This is a genomic window from Bradyrhizobium rifense (genome assembly GCF_008123425.1).
GTDB lineage: Bacteria > Pseudomonadota > Alphaproteobacteria > Rhizobiales > Xanthobacteraceae > Bradyrhizobium > Bradyrhizobium rifense.
On record NZ_VSSS01000028.1, the window covers coordinates 12,665 to 29,072 of the forward strand.

The following is a 16,408-nucleotide window of genomic DNA, read 5'->3' on the forward strand; positions in this document are numbered from 1 at the left end:
CAATGCCCGCCATCTATCACGTCGACGGCAACAGCGTCGTCACCAGCCCCAATGCGGCGGGGCCATGGGACCGGCGCATGCAGCACGGCTCGGCGCCATCGGCGCTGGTGACGTGGGCGGCGGAGCGGATTCCAACACAGGTCGCGATGAACATCGCGCGCGTCACGATCGATCTGATGCGCCCGGTGCCGGTCGCGCCGCTCACGATCGAGAGCAAGGTGTTGCGCGAGGGCCGCAAGATCCAGCTGTGCGCGGTCAAGCTGCTCGCCGATGGCGTGCAGGTCGTCGGCGCCACCGTGCTCAAGATCAAGCAGCAGTCACAGCCGCTGCCCGATGACGTCAGGGAGTTGCCGGTCACGTTGCCGTCGCCGGAGGACTCGCTGGTCGAGGACGGTCACGGCGCGACCAGTCCGTTCGCGGGCATGGTCTCGATGCGCGCCGCACGTGGCCGCTTCGGCCAGGCCGGTGCCGGCGCGATCTGGTTTCGCCTCGACCATCAGCTGGTCGAAGGTGAGGCGGTCTCGCAGGCGATGCGCGCCGTGGTCGCCGCCGATTTCTCCAACGGCACCGCCTCGACGCTCGACTTCCGCACCTGGACCTACATCAACGCCGACCTCTCGGTGAACCTGGCGCGCCAGCCGGTCGGCGACTGGATCCTGCTCGACGGCGAATCCTGGATTGGCCCGGATGGCGCGGGGCTCGCGATGTCGCGGCTCGCTGACAGGCAAGGCTATTTCGGTCGCGCAGTGCAGAGCCTGGTGATCGAGAAGCGGTAAGCGTCACGCGCAAGCGTCGCGGCTGCTCTTGGGCCGATTTCTTGGGCCGATTGAACGGCAGGCTTCCGCCGCCGCGGAAGGGATGCTTGGTCGTGCTCGACCAGGGCATCCTGCCTGTTCATGCGCCGTAGAAGATCTTGATCTCCCACAGCACGATGATGATAGCCGTGATCAACGTAACCGCGGCGACTGCACTTTCCAGGGAAGCGACTCGCATGTCTTACTCCGCTTCCCAGCCCCATCAGCGGTCTAATTGATTCCCGGATTCGCCGGCAATCGGGCGCCCGTCTTGGACGCACACTCCGTCACGCATTGTGGTGCCGAGGCCACAACGGCCCCGTAGAATCCCGGGGTATTTACCCCACCATCCGCCGTGATGGCGTCTCTTGGCCCGGGCGGCCGCCGAGTACGCGACGCGTTCCGCGCCGCCCAGCACGGTTAATCCCGCATGGCTCCGCAAGGCCACGCTTAACGGCAGATTAACCATCGCCCGCCAACAATCCCCTCACGGCCGTCAATCAGGACGAGAGGGACAGGCAATGGGTTTCGATTTTCTCAACAGCAAGACAGCCGCAACGCTGGACGAGATCCGCGTCCGCGTCGCGCATGCGCTGGCCCGTCACCCGCTCTGCCGCACTGTCCGCTTCGACATCGTCAGCGTTCCCCGCACCCGCCGGGGCGGCAATTGGACGGTGGCGCTGCAATCGGTCGAGCCGCGCGCCGTCTGGGAGGCCTCCGAGATCGTTGCCGATATCCAGGATGCCTACGATCTGGCCGCAGCTGCCTGATTTCATTTGGCTTTTTGGCTTTGTCGCGGCAGACATGGTGAATGTCGCCGCAAAGGCACACTCAAGCCTTATTTCGTTCCCTTTTTCCCGGCATCGCTAACAACAACGTGAAGCGGTCCTTCCGGAGAGACGTTTGTCCAGAGCCATCACCCTCATTGTGCTGACCTGCTTTCTCGTCCTCGGTGTCGCCACCACTGCCATTCTCGGCCGCGACAGCGTGCCCAGCGTCAGCGCCGAGATGATCACGCAGGCCCCGCCGAAGCCGCTCGCCGCCAACCGCGCCGCCAAGGCCGACCGGCTGGTTCCGACGCTGGCGCTGGCCTCGGCCGCCATCAACCCGGTGCAGGTTCCCGCCGACCAGCTTTCGCAGGCCCCCGTCTTGACCGAGCCGCTGCGCCAGGCCTTTGCCGCAGCGACGCCCGCTGATTTCCCGATGTCCAAGCCGAACGTGAACGAGGCGCCCGCTCCTTCGGAAACCCCCGCCGCCATCGAGGCTGCACCGAAGCCGAAGGCCGTCGCGAAGCCGCAGCCGCAAAAGACCTATTCGCTGCTCTCCGAGGTGCAGATCGCCGGCATCAGGGATCGCCTGAAGCTGTCGTCGTCGCAGGAATATTACTGGCCCTCGGTCGAGTCCGCGCTGCGCAACGTCGCCCGCAAGATCTCGGCCAACAAGCTCTCCAATCCCAACGGGCCGACCGTGCAGATCGATCCGAATTGCGACGAGGTTCAGCAGTTGAAGTCGGCCGCAATGCCGCTGCTGTTCCAGCTGCGTGACGACCAGAAGGAAGAAGTGCGCAAGCTCGCCCGCATCATCGGGCTCGAGAAGGTCGCGCAGCAGATCTGAGGCTTGAGATCTAAGGTTTGGGTTCCTGAGAGGAACCGCGCTCTCATCAGGAACATCCGGCAATCGACAGGCGTTGCCTGCTCCGAACAGGGAGTGGACCAATGCGCGCCTCGACAGCCTATTTCGTCGGTGCCGGATCGATCGTCGCCGCCATTGCCATTGGTCTCGGCGGCGGCATCGTCGCCGGCAATATCATGCATCCGATCGCGCCCAAGCAGGGGCCCGATACCGGCAAGATGGCGCAACGCGCCGAAGCCGCCGCGCCGGCCACGACAAATGCGCCATCGGAGCGCGTGCAATATATCACGGGATCGCAATCTTTCGGCGCGATGAACGCGGCGCAGAGCGAAGCCAAGCCTAAAACCAAGGCTGAAACCAAGCCTGATGTGCAGACCACTCCGGCGAGCACTGAATCTGCAGCGCCGCCGCCTCCGCTGACAACGGCCGGGGTCGAGCCGCCCAAGCCGGCGCCCGCGCCGTCTTCGCAAGCGACAAAACCCGTCGAGCAACAGGCTTCGACCGAACCGGCACCCGCACCTGACAACGCCTATGCCAAGGCCAGGGATTCTGACGTGAAGCGTGCCGCGTCCGAGCGGCGACGTGCGGAGCGTCACGAGCGCTGGGCCGAGCGACGCCGCTATGACACGCGCGATGCACGCGGCGGGCGTGATCAGACCGACTGGGATGATGTCGCGCGCAATGTTCGCGCGGATTCCGATACCCGCGATGTTGTCGTCCGCCGTCCGCGCGGTGGCTTCTCGTTGTTCGGTGACGACTGACATCTGAGGCGTTCGCCGCGCACGCGAACGTGAGCGGCAGTTCGTTCTGCGGCAGCGCGTGCCGCAAATTTCAACTTCCGGATGATCTCGGTCCAAGGCATGATTGACGCTGCCAGCCAGAGGCCGCGTCATGGGAGTAGCGCTGCTAGCTTGGGGACGCTTCTTCGGTCCGCACGGCGAACGCGTGACCGTGCCGGCGCCGGTTGACGGGCGCGGCGCACCCTGGCTGCTCGATTTCCTCACCACCCATGTCCGCGCGCTGCGCAATGTCGGCTTCACCGCGATCCAGCTGCCGCCGACGTCGAAGGCGCAAGGTGGTGCCGGCCCAGGCTGCGACGGCTACGGCGTGTTCGATCCCCGCGACATCGGCAGCAAGCACCAGCAAGGCTCCCTCGCCACGCGCTACGGCACCAGGGCATCGCTGACGCGTCTGGTCGCCGTCGCGCATGCCTGCGATATCGACGTTTATCTCGATCTCGTTCTGCATCAGCGCAGCGGCGAGAATGGTGGGCCCGGCGTGTTCCGCTATCTCGGCGCGGACGGGCAGACGCTGAACGGACGGCACACCACCTCGCCCGGCTGGTTTCGCGGCGTGCCGCCGGACGATCTTCCTGATGATGACGTGCCGAGCCCGCCCGACGATTTTCCGTTCGGTCGCGAACTGTCGTATCAGCGCTGCCGTCCGCCGCGCGTCACGATCGAGGATGCGCTCGACTTCGGCGAATGGGTGTTCCGCACCACAGGCGCGGACGGCGCGCGCTTCGACGACGTCAAGGGCACCTGGGCGCCGTTCGTGCGCGAATTCATGACCCACGGCGTGATGGTGTCGAAGTTTTTCTATTCGGAGTATTTCGACGGCAATCGCGCGATCCTCAACGGCTGGGCGACGCAGCCGCCGCTTAATGGCCGGTCTCTCGTCGCCGACTTCCCGATGCATTGGGCATTGCAATCCGCCTGCGACGGCGGCAATGCGCGCGTGCTGGATGGCGCCGGCTATACCAGCTGGCGTCCCGATCTCACCTGCACCTTCGTCGACAATCCCGATACCGACACCTCGCCGGGCCAACAGGTCATCAGCAACAAGCTGCTCGCCTACGCCTTCCTGCTGTCGATCGAAGGCTACCCCTTCGTCTACGGCAAGGACTACTTCCCGCCGCGCGTCTGGCCCGGCGCCTACGGCCTGAAGCCGTGGATCGACAATCTGGTCTGGATCCACGAGCACCTCGCCAATGGACCGACCAGCGGGCGCTTCCTCGATGACAAGGTGATCGTGCTCAACAGGACCGGCGCACCCGGCCTGCTGACCGCGCTGAACTTCGACACCATGAATGCGCGTACGATCAGCTGCCAGACAGCGTTCGGCGCCAACGTGCAATTGCACGACTACACCGGCCATCACGACGATATCTGGACCGATGGAAGCGGCGTCGCGCGATTCACGATTCCGAGCAATGCCTTCAGCAAGGGCCAGAGCTATCTGTGCTTCTCGCGTGCCGGCCTGAACGTGGCGTCCATCCGCCATCCGCGCCACACCACGCAGACGATCTTCGGCGCCGCCGATCTCGACACGGGGCCTGCCACCAACGCCGAGACCGAGACGGCACGGATCTGGGTGGAGCAGGGCAGCAAGATCGCCCTCCGGGTCAGCCTCGATCGTCGCGGCGTGCTGGCAGATGGCTCGCTCAAGGTCACCGTCACCGATACGCAAGGGCGCAGCGTGGTCGAGGCCGTGTGCAGCGGCGACCATGTCAGCGCGGAAGCAACAGCCGGTGCGACCGGCGAGCATCATATTCGCGTCGCGGGCCGGCTTTTGCCGGAGCACGGCGCGGCGTTTTCCATCGACGTCACCTACCTTGCCTCACAGATTGTTTGAGAGGATTCCCATGTCATTGCATCTGTTGTGGACGTCCGCGGACAGCCTGATTGCTGCCTTCGCGTTGTCCTTCATTCTGCCGGGGCGGCATGCGCTGCCGCTCGCGCTGATGTTCGGCCTGTGCGACGGGCTCGGCTCGGCACTTGGCCTCAGTCTGCCGCTCGCGGGTGGGCTTGCTGCGATGCTGCTGATGGCGTGTGGTGCGGCGCTTCTCGTCGGCCTGCCCATTGTGCAACGTCTGTTGACGGCGCCGGGCTGGCTCTACGTCCTGCCGCCGCTGCTGGCGATCGACAATGTCGTGTCGCACGTATCCGATGCGCCGGCCCTTGCGGCGCTATCGAGCGCGATCATGGCCGGGCTCGGCTTTGCCTCCGGCGCCGTCGTGTTGAGCTGGTGGCGCGCAGGCTTGCGCGATGCGCGACCATTGGCTGCGGCCTGCCTGATCGCGGCCGGAAGCCTGCTTGCCTGGGGAGCCTGACCATGGCCGGCTCTGTCACCACCCGCAGTTATGACCTGGCCCGAACCGGCGCAAATAATGCCGAGACGGTGCTGACGGCGACCGCCGTCCGCACCAAAGGCATCGCAAAACTCTTCAGCATCGCTATCCCCGACGATCCCCGGCTCGAGGCGCAGCCGTTGGCTGTCGGCGGCGTGCACACACCTGATGGCAAGACCCGCGACCTGATTTTTCAGGCCACCATGGGCAATTGGGTCTACGCCTTCGATGCGGTAACCGGCGAAAAAATCTGGGCGACGAATCTTGGTCGTCCCATCGTCGGAACGCCGGCCATCGACGGTCACATGACCAATGTCGATTGGGGGATCCTCTCGACCCCCGTGATCGACGAGGGCACCGGCATTCTCTACGCCTGCGCCTGGATCAGCGATGATGGCAGCGTTGCCAGAGCCCAGCATTTTCTTGCAGGCTTGCGCATCAGCGACGGCTCCAAGGTGCACGACCTGCTCAATCTGGAGGGCGCGGTCTACACCCCGCCGGGTGGCTTGCCCGTGCAGAAATTCGTCTCGATCCAGCGCAAGCAACGCAGCGCGCTGACGCTGACGCGGAACCACGTGCTGGTTCCCTTCGGTACGGTCAGGGAGACCTCGGCGGCGGCGCGGGGTTGGCTGATCGCGGTCGACATCCATGCCTGGCATCTTGCGGCCGCATGGTGCTCCACCGTGACCCACTCCGGTGGCGGGCTGTGGCAGAGCGGGGCCGGCCCCGCCATTGCTCCCGACGGGTCGATCTATGTCATCACCGGCAACGGATCGTTCTTGCCGCAGCAAGGTGATTTCGGCGAAAGCGTGGTGCGGCTGGCCTTGCACACCGGACCTCTCGCTCATTTCGAGGTGTTGTCGTGGTGGACGCCGTGGACGGACGCCAACCGGGTCGGCGCCGCGGCCGCAGCGCCGCTCGACGACGACGATGCGCACGCGCTGCCGTCGAACGTCTCGCTGACCGCGGTGATCGGCCATGCCAAGCGGATGGGAATGGCGCTCACGCCGCTTCATGCGCGCGAGATGGCGCATGTCGCGGTGACGTCGGGGCCCGACCCGATGGATGCGCAGATCGCGCCGGTCGTGGCGCATCATTTGGCGGCGATGAAGGAATCGGCGTGGAGCGACCAGGATTTTGGTTCGGGCGGACCGGTCTATGTCGCATCGGCCCACGCCGTGCTCGCGGCGGGCAAGGACGGCATTCTCTACACTGGCAATGCCGCGGCGCTCGGCGACACGCAACCGGGCGATCTTCAGGCCGGTCATTTCGCCGCCAACTATGCCAAGCTCAAGATGCCGCCGATCCTCTACACGTTCTTCGATCCTACCGTGCCGCCGGCGCCGGCCTCGCCGACGGAGCTGAATCTGTATCCGGGCGGCGCGACGCGGCATCTGCATGGCACACCGCTGCTATTCTCGTCCACAACACATGGCGTGATGCACATCGTCGGCGGCGAGAACAGCGCGCTGCGGGCGTGGTCGATCGCGGCCGACGGGACCTCGATCTATCTCGCCGGATCCAACGAGATCGCCTCGCCGCAATCGCCGCGTCCATCAGGCGGCATGCCCGGCTGGAGCATCACGCTCGCCGCCAACAACGGCACCGACGCCATCATCGTCGCAATGGTCCCCTACAAGGACAGCAACATGATGCTCAGCCCGGGCCGTTTCCTGGTCTATGACGCCCAGAATTTCGCGACCAATCCGGATGGCTCGAAGCGGCTTCAGGTGATCTGGGACAGTGAGAACTGGGGCCCTGAGCACGCCTTCACGCATCCGAAGTTCAACCGTCCGATCGCCTGGAAGGGCCGCATCTATCGCCCGACCTATGACGGGCGCCTCGACGTTTATGGGCCGACCACTTAGCCGCGGCGCTTCCCTTGTCTCCTTCCTTTTCATCTACTTTTGGTTGTTGTAATGTTCGACGGTATTTCTAAGAACTTGTCATGTTGTAGGGATTGCCATGCTTGCACGCGTTTTCCCGCTTTTGATGTTTGCATCCGTCGCCTCGGCCGACATCTCTTTTGCAAGTGACAGTTGCCGGTTTCTGCCGGATAGCTTGGGCCCGTTGCAGGACGGCCAGCTTTTCGCATCCGGCAAGTCGGGCTGGCAGACGTTCGACACTCTGTCCGAATTGGTTGCGAGGTCGCCGCAGGAAGTCGAGTTCGCCTATGTGATCGGGGCCAATGGCGCACCCGATCGTGCAGGCGTGTTCGTCGTCAAGACCAACCGGCCCGTCGCTTCAACCGATACCGAGCAATTGCGCAACAGGGTCAAACTTGTGCGCCGCGATATCGTAAGCGATCCCGGTTGCGCGGCGGCCGGGCTCCCTAATTCAGAGACATCGATTTCGACCCAGTCGTTTCGCGACTACCATGATTTTCCTCCACGCGCGACTGCGGCCCTGCGTCAGACCACGGAAGGTGGCGTCACCGAATTTGACGCGGTCAGGGCGTTTCACTTCGAGTACCGTTCCGCACGCAAACGGAAATGTGTGCGAACCGACAATGACGAGTACGACGACTTCCCGACCAACACGAATAGCAACCGGGCGCAGTTTTCCTTCGACAAGACCGTCGTGGCCAGCGGAGCCTATACCGTGTTCCGGCTATTCTGGGTGCCAGCATCGCCATTCGACGGCACTGCGGAACATCGTGTGCTCGTCAGGAAATATGCGACCCAGGGCGGCTTGGCCTGCGTCCGCTTCTCGGTGCCACTGCGGTCGACCGATTATTCGTTCCGGATCAATGATCTGGAAGCGCGGGTCTCGGAATCGTCAAACCGCCGCAAAGACGAGCTAGATCGAACATGGCCGCCTGGACGATGACATGATTAACGTGACATTATCCTGCCGTCGCCATGATCATCGAGACTTCAGGCTTGGAAAGGCAGCAGGCTTGGAAGGAGCGGGTTTGGAATATGAGTGACGCCCTGATCCCTTCGGTGCAGGAACGCCGCAGCCCGGTGCTTGGTGGCGGCTCCGTCGCGGGCTTTGTCGCATCTCTCGCGGCGGGATGTGTTCTGTTCGTCGTCGATCGCAAGCTGACATGGGGCGTGGAAGAGCCCTTGCTGACTCCCTGGCTGCTCTGGTTTGCCGTCGTCCCACTCGGCGCATACGTCGCTCTCGCACTTGCTCTGCCGTCATCCCCGTACCATCGCAATCTGCCTATGGCCCGGTACGGCCGACTTTCCTCCGTCTGGATCGCGTCTCTGGTTCTCTATGCCGTGGCACAGATGGCGACACTGTCGCGCTGGATCGACGATCCGATCTACGAGTCATTCGGCCTGAACCTGACCGCATACGCTTTGCTGACGGCTATCTACGTCACGGCGTCGTTCGCGGCCGTCTGGGCGATCGAAGCCGTTCGGCGGAGAGATCAAGAGAGTGACCAAGAAGGGGATTCCCGCGAGGTGGCGCGGCGCATGGAGATCGTCGTCGGCGCAACGATGTGCGTGCCGATGTTCCTGCTCTTCGTATTGTATCTCCCGGTCTAAGGCCGGCTGCCACGAACTCGGGTCATTCTACGGTTGAGTCTGGCCCAGAGTCGTGAAGGGTCTTGACCGCCTGGCGGCTGTGGTCGCGGCCTGTTTCGATACGCGGCGAGAACTGCATTTGTATCGATGGGGTTGGACCCGAGATTGAGTTCGCCGATCGCCTTGTCCATGTTCGCGAAGCCGACGATGCGGTAGGCCTCGACCTGCTCGGGCACGAAGAACTGATCGGTGGTCGGCTGGTGCGGGAAATCCGCGTGCTGTGCGCGATATCCCAGGGCATCGAACCCTAGTCCCTGGACCAGCGAAAGCTTCACATAGACCAGAACGCCGCGGCTGCCGTCATCATAGGTGATCTCGGCGACGAAATACGGGCGGGTGACGAAACTCACCCCCTCCGGATAACCCTTGCCCTTCTCCGGAATGAGATCGTCCAAAACCCCGTCGAGGTCGATCTTGGCCTTGAAATCCTCGCGAATGCGTTGCGCGACAGAATAGAGCGCCGGCAGCGCCATGTTGGGGTCTTCCTCACCGTCAATCGCGATGATGACCGCACATTTCCTGCGCGCCAGCTCGTAGATGCCGGAATTGTCGAAGTGACCTCCATCGGTGAGCTCGACGAAACTGCTGTCGGATCGGTAGCCTGACCGGGTCAGGCCGTAGCGAAAGCCGGGCGACCAATGGTTGGGCTCGCGTTTCAGACGGCTGGCGCCATGATCATCAGGACGCGTTGCCCACATGCCGAGCCGAAGATTGAGCAGCACCAGGACGATCGAGACCAGCCGGTCACGTGTGACGCCGGCGCCGACATAGGCAGCGTTGGCATTGATGGCCGCGCCCGAGGCCGCCATCGCGGAGGGCACCGACACCGGACCGTTCTTGGCGATGTAGCTGCTTGTTCGCTCCCATCCCGTCGCGGACGAGCCGACAAACAGTGGGCTCACGATGAAATTGTCGCCGCCCCGCCACGACAGCAGACGGTCGGGGTCATTCATCATAATGACGTTGGTGTTGACGATGGGGTAGGGAATGTCGCGCAGCGGCGCGCCCGCGGCGCGTGGTGGCGGCCACAAATCGGCCATCGAAAGCCGGTCGGCGGTGGGGGAAAAGTCGATGACGTTGCGCCGGACCGCCTCGTCCGAGGGCATGAAAGCTTCCATCAGCCGGTCGCGATAGAAGCGATGCAGTCCGACATAGTTGATGTTCGTGAATGATGCCATCACAAGCGCGACGAAAACCCATGCCGTGATGCCTGCGCGGATCAGATTGGATGCAAGCTGGTTGTCGCCTGAACCGAGCAGGAATTCCGGAGCGAACCAGAACTGCGCGATGCTGTAGGCCACGACCGCGATGGAGTAGATGAAGACCGCCGAGGCGACCATCAGGATCCATCTGCTGAGATCGGTCGGCGCGCTCTGTGCTGACTGAGCCTGGTGACCGAATACACCTGCATACAGACCGCTCGCGAGTGAAGCGACCGTCGCTGCGGCCTTTGCAGCGAAGCCTGCCTTGTTGATCAGCAGATAGGGAATGACCGGAACAGTGCCGAGCGCGATCAGGATCGTGATCCATGGTAGCGACCATCCGGCCGTGATCTCGAACCTGCGTCGCCAGTTGTAGTTCGCAGAGACTGTCCGGTTTGACTTCTGAAGCCGATAGAGAACGCCCGCCAGGTAAGCAAAGACGAGGAACAGTATCGCGACGGCAAAAGAGATGGGATCCAGAACTGGTTCACCCGTGATCCAGAACCAGACGGTCAGCCTCAGGAAGATCAGGCCGCACAGCAGCGAAACGGCGCCGCAAAGCAGGCGCAGCCGGGGGTTCGGAGCCACGTCCTGCTTCGGAGATATCCGCGTATCCACCGAGAACCCGATCGCCCAGAGCGCGAAGCGGGCGATCCACAGCAGCGCGGCCACCAGGCATATCTCGAAAAAAAGATCGAGTTTCCAGAAGCATTCCGGTTGCATGGCTTTGGCAGCGAGGCTGGTCGCCGCCGTGCAGATCTGGGCTCCACCTGGAATATGCGCTGCCGAAGCCGCCGCCGAAGCCGTCTCGGCCGCGCCCTTGCATATCGCCAGCGCATCGCCTTCGCAGTCGTTCCGCCACCGCGAGGCCATCACGAGTGCCAGCAGATTGGGAAGCTTGTCGATGTATGGAATCTTTTCGAGCAGCCGGAACAGCAGCATCATGAAGACATAGGCTAGCGCGCCGATCGGCAGCCAGACGGAGAGGTTCAGAAACAGGGTGCGAGTGACCACGGCGCTCAGTGACCAGATCGACAGATGTTCGTCCGGGATGAGGTATTGTCCGTGTGAGCGGAGATAGGCGAGCCGCTTGTCCTTGGTCTCGTTGCCGCTGCGATAATCGCGGGTGGCGCCGAAGGGAAAGCCCGCTTGCGACGACCCGGTGGTGGTATCGGTTCGCCAGAGCCATTGCAGCGCGGCCGCGACATAGCCGCCGCCGGATACGCTCGACATGTAGTCGAAGCTCGGCATGACGTTTTTGGCGGCGAGCGCCTGAAGCGCGCCGAGACAGAAGATCGCCGACCTGATGCCGCCGCCGGAGAGTGCGAGCCCATACCAATCGGTTCGCCCATCCCGCGCACGGTTGCTCGCGATGAAGGTCTTTTCCTCCGTGAGGAGCTGTTCGGCCTGATCCTTTTCAAAGTAGTCGGTCATGCCCCCATCCCCTTGATGCCGGTTCGACTTTCCGCGGGCTATTTCGGCGGCAGCGACAAAGGGACGTTGCCCTGGTTCCATTTCTCGACCTTGCCGAGGATGCCCCAGAGCGTCATGGCTATGAATATCGGCACACCGATCTGCGGAACGAGCGCCAGTCCGCCAGCACTGGCTCCTCCCAGACCGGCTGCCATGCCTGCGCCACCGAACAGGCCCGAGGAGCCGATGATCGGCGCAAGCCATGAAGCCAGCGAACCGAAGATTCCGAGCGCAGTCTTCTTGCCATTGAGGAGCTCACCGATGGTCTGCCCTAGTGCGCCGTTCACTTGGCCGAGCTGCGGAATCTGCTTGCTGAGCGCCGGCACGATGATCTTTGCGATCAGGTCGATGATCTGTGCGCTCGGATCGGCAGCAGGGGTCGGGGCGGGCGTCGGGGACGCCGGGCCGGGCGCTGCATTCTGTCCCTGGAGAAATTTGAACAGCTGCTGAAGAATGGCGCTGACGTCGTCGGCTGGAAGCGGCATCTTGATGGCTCCGTCCTTCACGATTTTCTGCAGCAATACGAGAATTGGCAGCGCGGCCTCTGGGTTCGCTTGCGGGCCTTGCACGGCACCCACGAATTCCCAATCGACGACGCCTTTGCCCGGGACGCCGATCGCGCGCGCGGCGCCCGGCGTGAGATCGATACCGGCACCGTTGGTCCGTCGTCCCGTCAGGTCCGTTCCGGACTCGGCCTGCGGCCTTGCGCCCTTCTCCCAATAGGGATCGCGGATGTTCCAGGGTCCGACATCGACGATGTTGCAGACCACGGATTTGCCGTTCGCCCTGTTGGTGACCCGGACCTGGGGACGCGGTCCGGAGAAGCGAGATGGCAGGGCGACGCCAAGCTCCACGTCGTCGATTCGGTGGCCGTCATAGGCGCTCTTCTCGTCCCGGTCAGCGCTGCCGCCGAAGACCGTCGCCGTGATGTTGATGCAATGGCTCGTGCTACCGGCCGCAGCCTCGGGAAAGATCTTGGCTCGCCGCATGAGGTTGGGATCGATCTGCCAGGCCGACGTGTCGTCATACAGGCTCGGCGTATCCATGACGGAAACATGAACATGATGCTCGTGAGCGTTGGCGCCGTTGTAGGGTCGCCATTGCCAGGGCGAGACGACGCTCGAGGCGATCCGGCGGTTGGAGATGATGTACTTGATGCGCTTGTCCTGCGACTGGCGGAGCGTTTCTGCAAGGTCGCCCGCGTCGACGCCATGAGCCGGATCATGGCTGATGTCCATCGCGGTCACCACGCCGTTGGCGTCGGGGTTGTGGTCGGATTTGCGCGTCTGGTGGGATTGATCGCCGAGCATCCCGTCGCTCGATTTGTCGCGCCCGGGCGCCATGTCGTTGACCTGCTTGAGCAGGACTTCAAGGCTCCTGGCCGGCCTCCAATCGATGCTCATTCGCGCGCTCCAAATATTTTAAAGTGAGCACAGCTGGTCCGCGATCAGGGTCGACATGCCGGAGCCTGACCGGGTCGATAAAAAAATCTGCGATTGCCACGAAAGACGATCTTCGGGTGGCAACGCCCATGCGTCCAGTGTCCTTAAATTGCCTTGCAATCTTTCGTTGTGCAAGATGCTATGTCACGAAATATCGAATTTGCACGCCGGTCTGCGACAAAGCAGCGCAAGCCGGGATCGTGTCATCGTCGTCCCCAAAAGGGGACACGCGCCGGGTGGCTGGCTTCCCCAGCCCAGGATCGCGGCGGCCGCGCATTCGGCGTTCAGGATCGTCGGCGTCTGGCTTAGCCGCGGCGCTGCGGGCGCGACACCCATAATCATGGGGGCGCGGGCGCTGGCAATCGCTGCAGGCGGATCGTCGCCGTTCCGCTGTTGTTTTTGTAGAACTGCACGCGCCGGCCCTGCACGGGCACGAGCCAGCGCGGCGCGAGCCGCGTGGAGATGAAACGCGGGAAAAGCTGGACGGCGTCGTTGACGTAGAAGAACAGCTCGCCGGCCTCGGGCGCCTCGAATTCCGCGACGAACAGCTCGGACAATCCCTGCTTGCGCCAGAGCGCGCGCGCCGCCGGCAGCGCGGCGGCGGGGATCTGTTCGAAATCTCCGAACGGCTTCCAGACGCGATTCAATTCGCTGCCTTGTGTCTTGAACTCGGCGGAGTCCTCGACATGGATCGGGTAGTTGTTCTTGCTCTCGTCCTCGTAGGCCGGCACCGTCGCATTGACCCGCCGCGGCAGTTCGTTCGCGGGCAGTCCGTTGATGGCCTGCAGCGGCAGATCGTACGATCCGCGCGCGCCTATCCGCACCACCGGCTGGAACCAGTCGGCGCCCTGCAGCCGCAGGAGCGGGACGGCGAGGCGGTGGGTCGGATCCGGCGGGGTCTTGAATCCGTTGAGGCCGGTCATGATGGTGCGGTCGAACCACGGATCGGCCATCTCGATCCAGACGCGGTATTTGCGGCCCTTCTCGACCGCGAGGCGGCTTGGCCAGCAGAAATCGCTGACGTCGAACAATTCGCCGTCGCGGGCCGCGACCGGCGTATCGCCTACGGCATGCGTCGATGCGCTGCTCTTGCAGAAGTCGCCGACGCCCGCGCGCCAGTCGAGATAGCCGCGGGACAGCAACAGCAGAGCGGAGCCGAAAATGGCGATGAGGAAGACACCCGGCATCAGGACGTTGGTGAAGGCCATGCGCACCGGCCAGGCATGCAGCCGCATCCAGCGGCCGATCGCGAGCAACCAGCCGGATTTGCTCACTCGGCGTCGCGAGGCCATCCGGTCGGGCCTGTACCAGGCCAGCCGGGCGCGTTCCTGAATGCTGTCGCGCAGCGCCGCATTTCTGTTCCACGCGATCAGGATGATGATGACGAGCACCGTGGTGACGAAGGGATAATACAGCGCGATCGCAAGCCATGGTGCCGCGTAGGACGGCAGCACGCTCGCGAGCAGATCGGCGAACGGCTTGACGACCGTGCTCGTGCCGTTGTCGATGGCCGTGATCCATTTGAGCAGGGTGGTATCCTCAAGCCCGTGCTCCTTGGACGAGCCGACGACGGAACGCGCGATCCACGGCCATGCGACCAGGATGCCGAGCGCGATCAGCAGCGAGAAATAGGCGAAGCGGCGCCACCACACGGTATCGAGAACCTGTCGCGCCATCTCGGGATTCGGCGGGCTCATCGCCATGAAGGCGTCGGCTTCCGCCGCCCTGTTGCCGTCGCCTTCTCGCTTCGCGTAGGCGGACCGCATGGCCTTGCGCGTTTCGTCGCGCGTCAGCGGCAGCACCTGGCCATCCGGCAGCAGCACTTTGGCATTGGCCGGAAGCATCAGCGGCGCATAATTGTCGCATCCGTGCAGCATGCGCTCGACCACGCCGAAGTGCACCACCGGCGGTCCGCCATCTTCCACGCGGTCGTGGATCGGCCGCGGACCGTAGCGATACAGCACGCCGGCGCCGCTGCGCGAATCGTGCATCGGCCCGATCGCCGACTGGTACTCGCGGAAGCGCGCGATCGTGCCGCCCTGGAAGCGGAGCTGGTTGCCGAGCTGCTCGGCCATCCAGACCAACGGCACGAAGGACAGCGTGGATTCCGGATAGCCGCCGCCGATGTCGGAATGGGAGCCCGCGAACCACACCTCCTTGACGATCTGCCCCTCGGCAAGGTCGGCCTGGTCGATGCGCAGCGGGTGGAAGGTGGTGCGCTCGTCATCGAGCGCGAGCGCCTGGCAGGCGTGCTTCACCTTGTCGGAGAGCCGGTAGTTTCGGAACGAGATCGGCCAGATCGCCCAGTCGATCGCGACACGGAGCTCCTCGATCGGTACGCCGAATGCCTCGACCGTGTCGAACAGTCCGAGGAATTCGATCTTGACCTCCTTGCGGCCGTCCATGGCCTCGCGGACGCTGGCATAAGAGCGATGCCGGAAAACGAGATCATAGAGATAGATCAGCACGTCGCGGATCCAGCGCACGACCCAGATCGTCGGCAGGCTGCGATAGCCGACCGATTGCTTGCGATACTCTCGCCACGCGGCCATCGTGTTGCGTTGCATCTCCGCATGCGACACGGCCACCTTGTCGATCACCGCCGGCACGAGGCCCTGGCTTGCGATCAGCGCTGCCAGCGTGCGCGCGGTGAAGGCGCCGCGGCTGAAGCCGAAGATGTAGATCTCGTCGCCCTCGCGCCAGTTCCAGCACAGGAAGCGATAAAGCTTGCGGACGTTGGCCGGCACACCGATGCCGGTGGCGCCGTCGAGGGCTGCGAGCGGCGCCCAGCCGGCGGTGCCGACGCCCTTGATGTAGTAGGCGATCTGATCGGGCTTGGTATGGTCGAGCGCCTCGTAGAGCCGCCAGACGCTGGATTCCTGGGTGGTGAAGGCGTTGCCGGTGCCGTCGGCGAACAGCACCAGCTTGCGCGGCGGACTTGCGTCGGGTGCATTCGCCGCGGCATTTGATTCATCGTGCGTAGGGGCCGGCCTTGCAGGACCGCCATGCAGCGCCCTGTCCTGGTGCGTCATGGACTCCTCCGAAAATTCAGTTGGGGATGCTTTAAGCCCGGTTCGGGCGGCATCCTTCAAATTCAATCAGTGGTTACATTATGAAGTAGTGGATGTATTTCGCCCACAATCGCGCTGAGGTAGCAAGGACGGTTGCGCCGTTTCGCTCCGGCTGTCTATGATCTCCG

12 protein-coding genes are annotated in these 16,408 nt (G+C 63.7%); 9 read left to right on the forward strand and 3 right to left on the reverse strand.

Annotation, left to right across the window (positions count from 1 at the left end; translation table 11 throughout):
- The first annotated feature begins 2 nt into the window (after positions 1 to 2).
- The 9 genes from FXB40_RS17960 (at position 3) to FXB40_RS18000 (ending at position 9,053) form a co-directional block, all read left to right on the forward strand.
- Entirely contained in the window at positions 3 to 776 is a 774-nt protein-coding gene (locus FXB40_RS17960) for a thioesterase family protein (RefSeq protein WP_148773522.1), read from the forward strand.
- Positions 777 to 1,315: 539 nt separating this feature from the next.
- A complete protein-coding gene (locus FXB40_RS17965; RefSeq protein ID WP_148773523.1) occupies positions 1,316 to 1,564 on the forward strand; it encodes a hypothetical protein in 249 nt (82 codons plus the stop codon).
- Between the two features lie 133 nt (positions 1,565 to 1,697).
- Positions 1,698 to 2,408: a hypothetical protein gene (locus tag FXB40_RS17970; RefSeq protein WP_187436953.1), complete on the forward strand. Its 711-nt coding sequence runs from the start codon at positions 1,698 to 1,700 to the stop codon at positions 2,406 to 2,408.
- A gap of 101 nt (positions 2,409 to 2,509) precedes the next feature.
- Positions 2,510 to 3,187 (forward strand): hypothetical protein, encoded by a 678-nt coding sequence (locus tag FXB40_RS17975; RefSeq protein ID WP_148773524.1) that lies wholly within the window; start codon positions 2,510 to 2,512, stop codon positions 3,185 to 3,187.
- Positions 3,188 to 3,317: 130 nt separating this feature from the next.
- Entirely contained in the window at positions 3,318 to 5,060 is a 1,743-nt protein-coding gene (locus tag FXB40_RS17980; RefSeq protein WP_148773525.1) for an alpha-amylase family protein, read from the forward strand.
- Positions 5,061 to 5,070: 10 nt separating this feature from the next.
- Positions 5,071 to 5,538: a hypothetical protein gene (locus tag FXB40_RS17985; RefSeq protein WP_148773526.1), complete on the forward strand. Its 468-nt coding sequence runs from the start codon at positions 5,071 to 5,073 to the stop codon at positions 5,536 to 5,538.
- A 2-nt stretch (positions 5,539 to 5,540) separates the two neighbouring features.
- Positions 5,541 to 7,424 (forward strand): PQQ-binding-like beta-propeller repeat protein, encoded by a 1,884-nt coding sequence (locus FXB40_RS17990; protein ID WP_148773527.1) that lies wholly within the window; start codon positions 5,541 to 5,543, stop codon positions 7,422 to 7,424.
- Positions 7,425 to 7,521: 97 nt separating this feature from the next.
- Entirely contained in the window at positions 7,522 to 8,385 is an 864-nt protein-coding gene (locus FXB40_RS17995; protein ID WP_148773528.1) for a hypothetical protein, read from the forward strand.
- A gap of 32 nt (positions 8,386 to 8,417) precedes the next feature.
- Positions 8,418 to 9,053, forward strand: coding sequence for a hypothetical protein (locus FXB40_RS18000; RefSeq protein ID WP_187436954.1), 636 nt, complete (start codon positions 8,418 to 8,420; stop codon positions 9,051 to 9,053).
- Here the strand turns inward: FXB40_RS18000 and FXB40_RS18005 are convergent.
- The 3 genes from FXB40_RS18005 to FXB40_RS18015 form a co-directional block, all read right to left on the reverse strand.
- The gene (locus tag FXB40_RS18005) at positions 9,050 to 11,728 is read right to left on the reverse strand and encodes a patatin-like phospholipase family protein (protein WP_246207683.1); all 2,679 of its coding nucleotides are present in this window, start codon (positions 11,726 to 11,728) and stop codon (positions 9,050 to 9,052) included. The genes FXB40_RS18000 and FXB40_RS18005 overlap by 4 nt on opposite strands.
- Before the next feature lie 38 nt (positions 11,729 to 11,766).
- Positions 11,767 to 13,170 carry an RlpA-like double-psi beta-barrel domain-containing protein gene (locus FXB40_RS49190; protein ID WP_246207685.1) on the reverse strand — a complete coding sequence of 468 codons (1,404 nt, stop codon included), beginning with the start codon at positions 13,168 to 13,170 and terminating at the stop codon, positions 11,767 to 11,769.
- Between the two features lie 377 nt (positions 13,171 to 13,547).
- Positions 13,548 to 16,241: a T6SS phospholipase effector Tle1-like catalytic domain-containing protein gene (locus FXB40_RS18015; RefSeq protein ID WP_148773531.1), complete on the reverse strand. Its 2,694-nt coding sequence runs from the start codon at positions 16,239 to 16,241 to the stop codon at positions 13,548 to 13,550.
- Positions 16,242 to 16,408 lie beyond the last annotated feature (167 nt).

Coding starts and splice junctions, on each gene's coding strand:
- FXB40_RS17985 (WP_148773526.1), top strand. CDS start 5,071: ATGTCATTGCATCTGTTGTGGACGTCCGCGGACAGCCTGATTGCTGCC.
- FXB40_RS18015 (WP_148773531.1), bottom strand. CDS start 16,241: ATGACGCACCAGGACAGGGCGCTGCATGGCGGTCCTGCAAGGCCGGCC.
- FXB40_RS18000 (WP_187436954.1), top strand. CDS start 8,418: ATGATCATCGAGACTTCAGGCTTGGAAAGGCAGCAGGCTTGGAAGGAG.
- FXB40_RS17995 (WP_148773528.1), top strand. CDS start 7,522: ATGCTTGCACGCGTTTTCCCGCTTTTGATGTTTGCATCCGTCGCCTCG.
- FXB40_RS17980 (WP_148773525.1), top strand. CDS start 3,318: ATGGGAGTAGCGCTGCTAGCTTGGGGACGCTTCTTCGGTCCGCACGGC.
- FXB40_RS17975 (WP_148773524.1), top strand. CDS start 2,510: ATGCGCGCCTCGACAGCCTATTTCGTCGGTGCCGGATCGATCGTCGCC.
- FXB40_RS49190 (WP_246207685.1), bottom strand. CDS start 13,170: ATGAGCATCGATTGGAGGCCGGCCAGGAGCCTTGAAGTCCTGCTCAAG.
- FXB40_RS18005 (WP_246207683.1), bottom strand. CDS start 11,728: ATGACCGACTACTTTGAAAAGGATCAGGCCGAACAGCTCCTCACGGAG.
- FXB40_RS17990 (WP_148773527.1), top strand. CDS start 5,541: ATGGCCGGCTCTGTCACCACCCGCAGTTATGACCTGGCCCGAACCGGC.
- FXB40_RS17965 (WP_148773523.1), top strand. CDS start 1,316: ATGGGTTTCGATTTTCTCAACAGCAAGACAGCCGCAACGCTGGACGAG.
- FXB40_RS17960 (WP_148773522.1), top strand. CDS start 3: ATGCCCGCCATCTATCACGTCGACGGCAACAGCGTCGTCACCAGCCCC.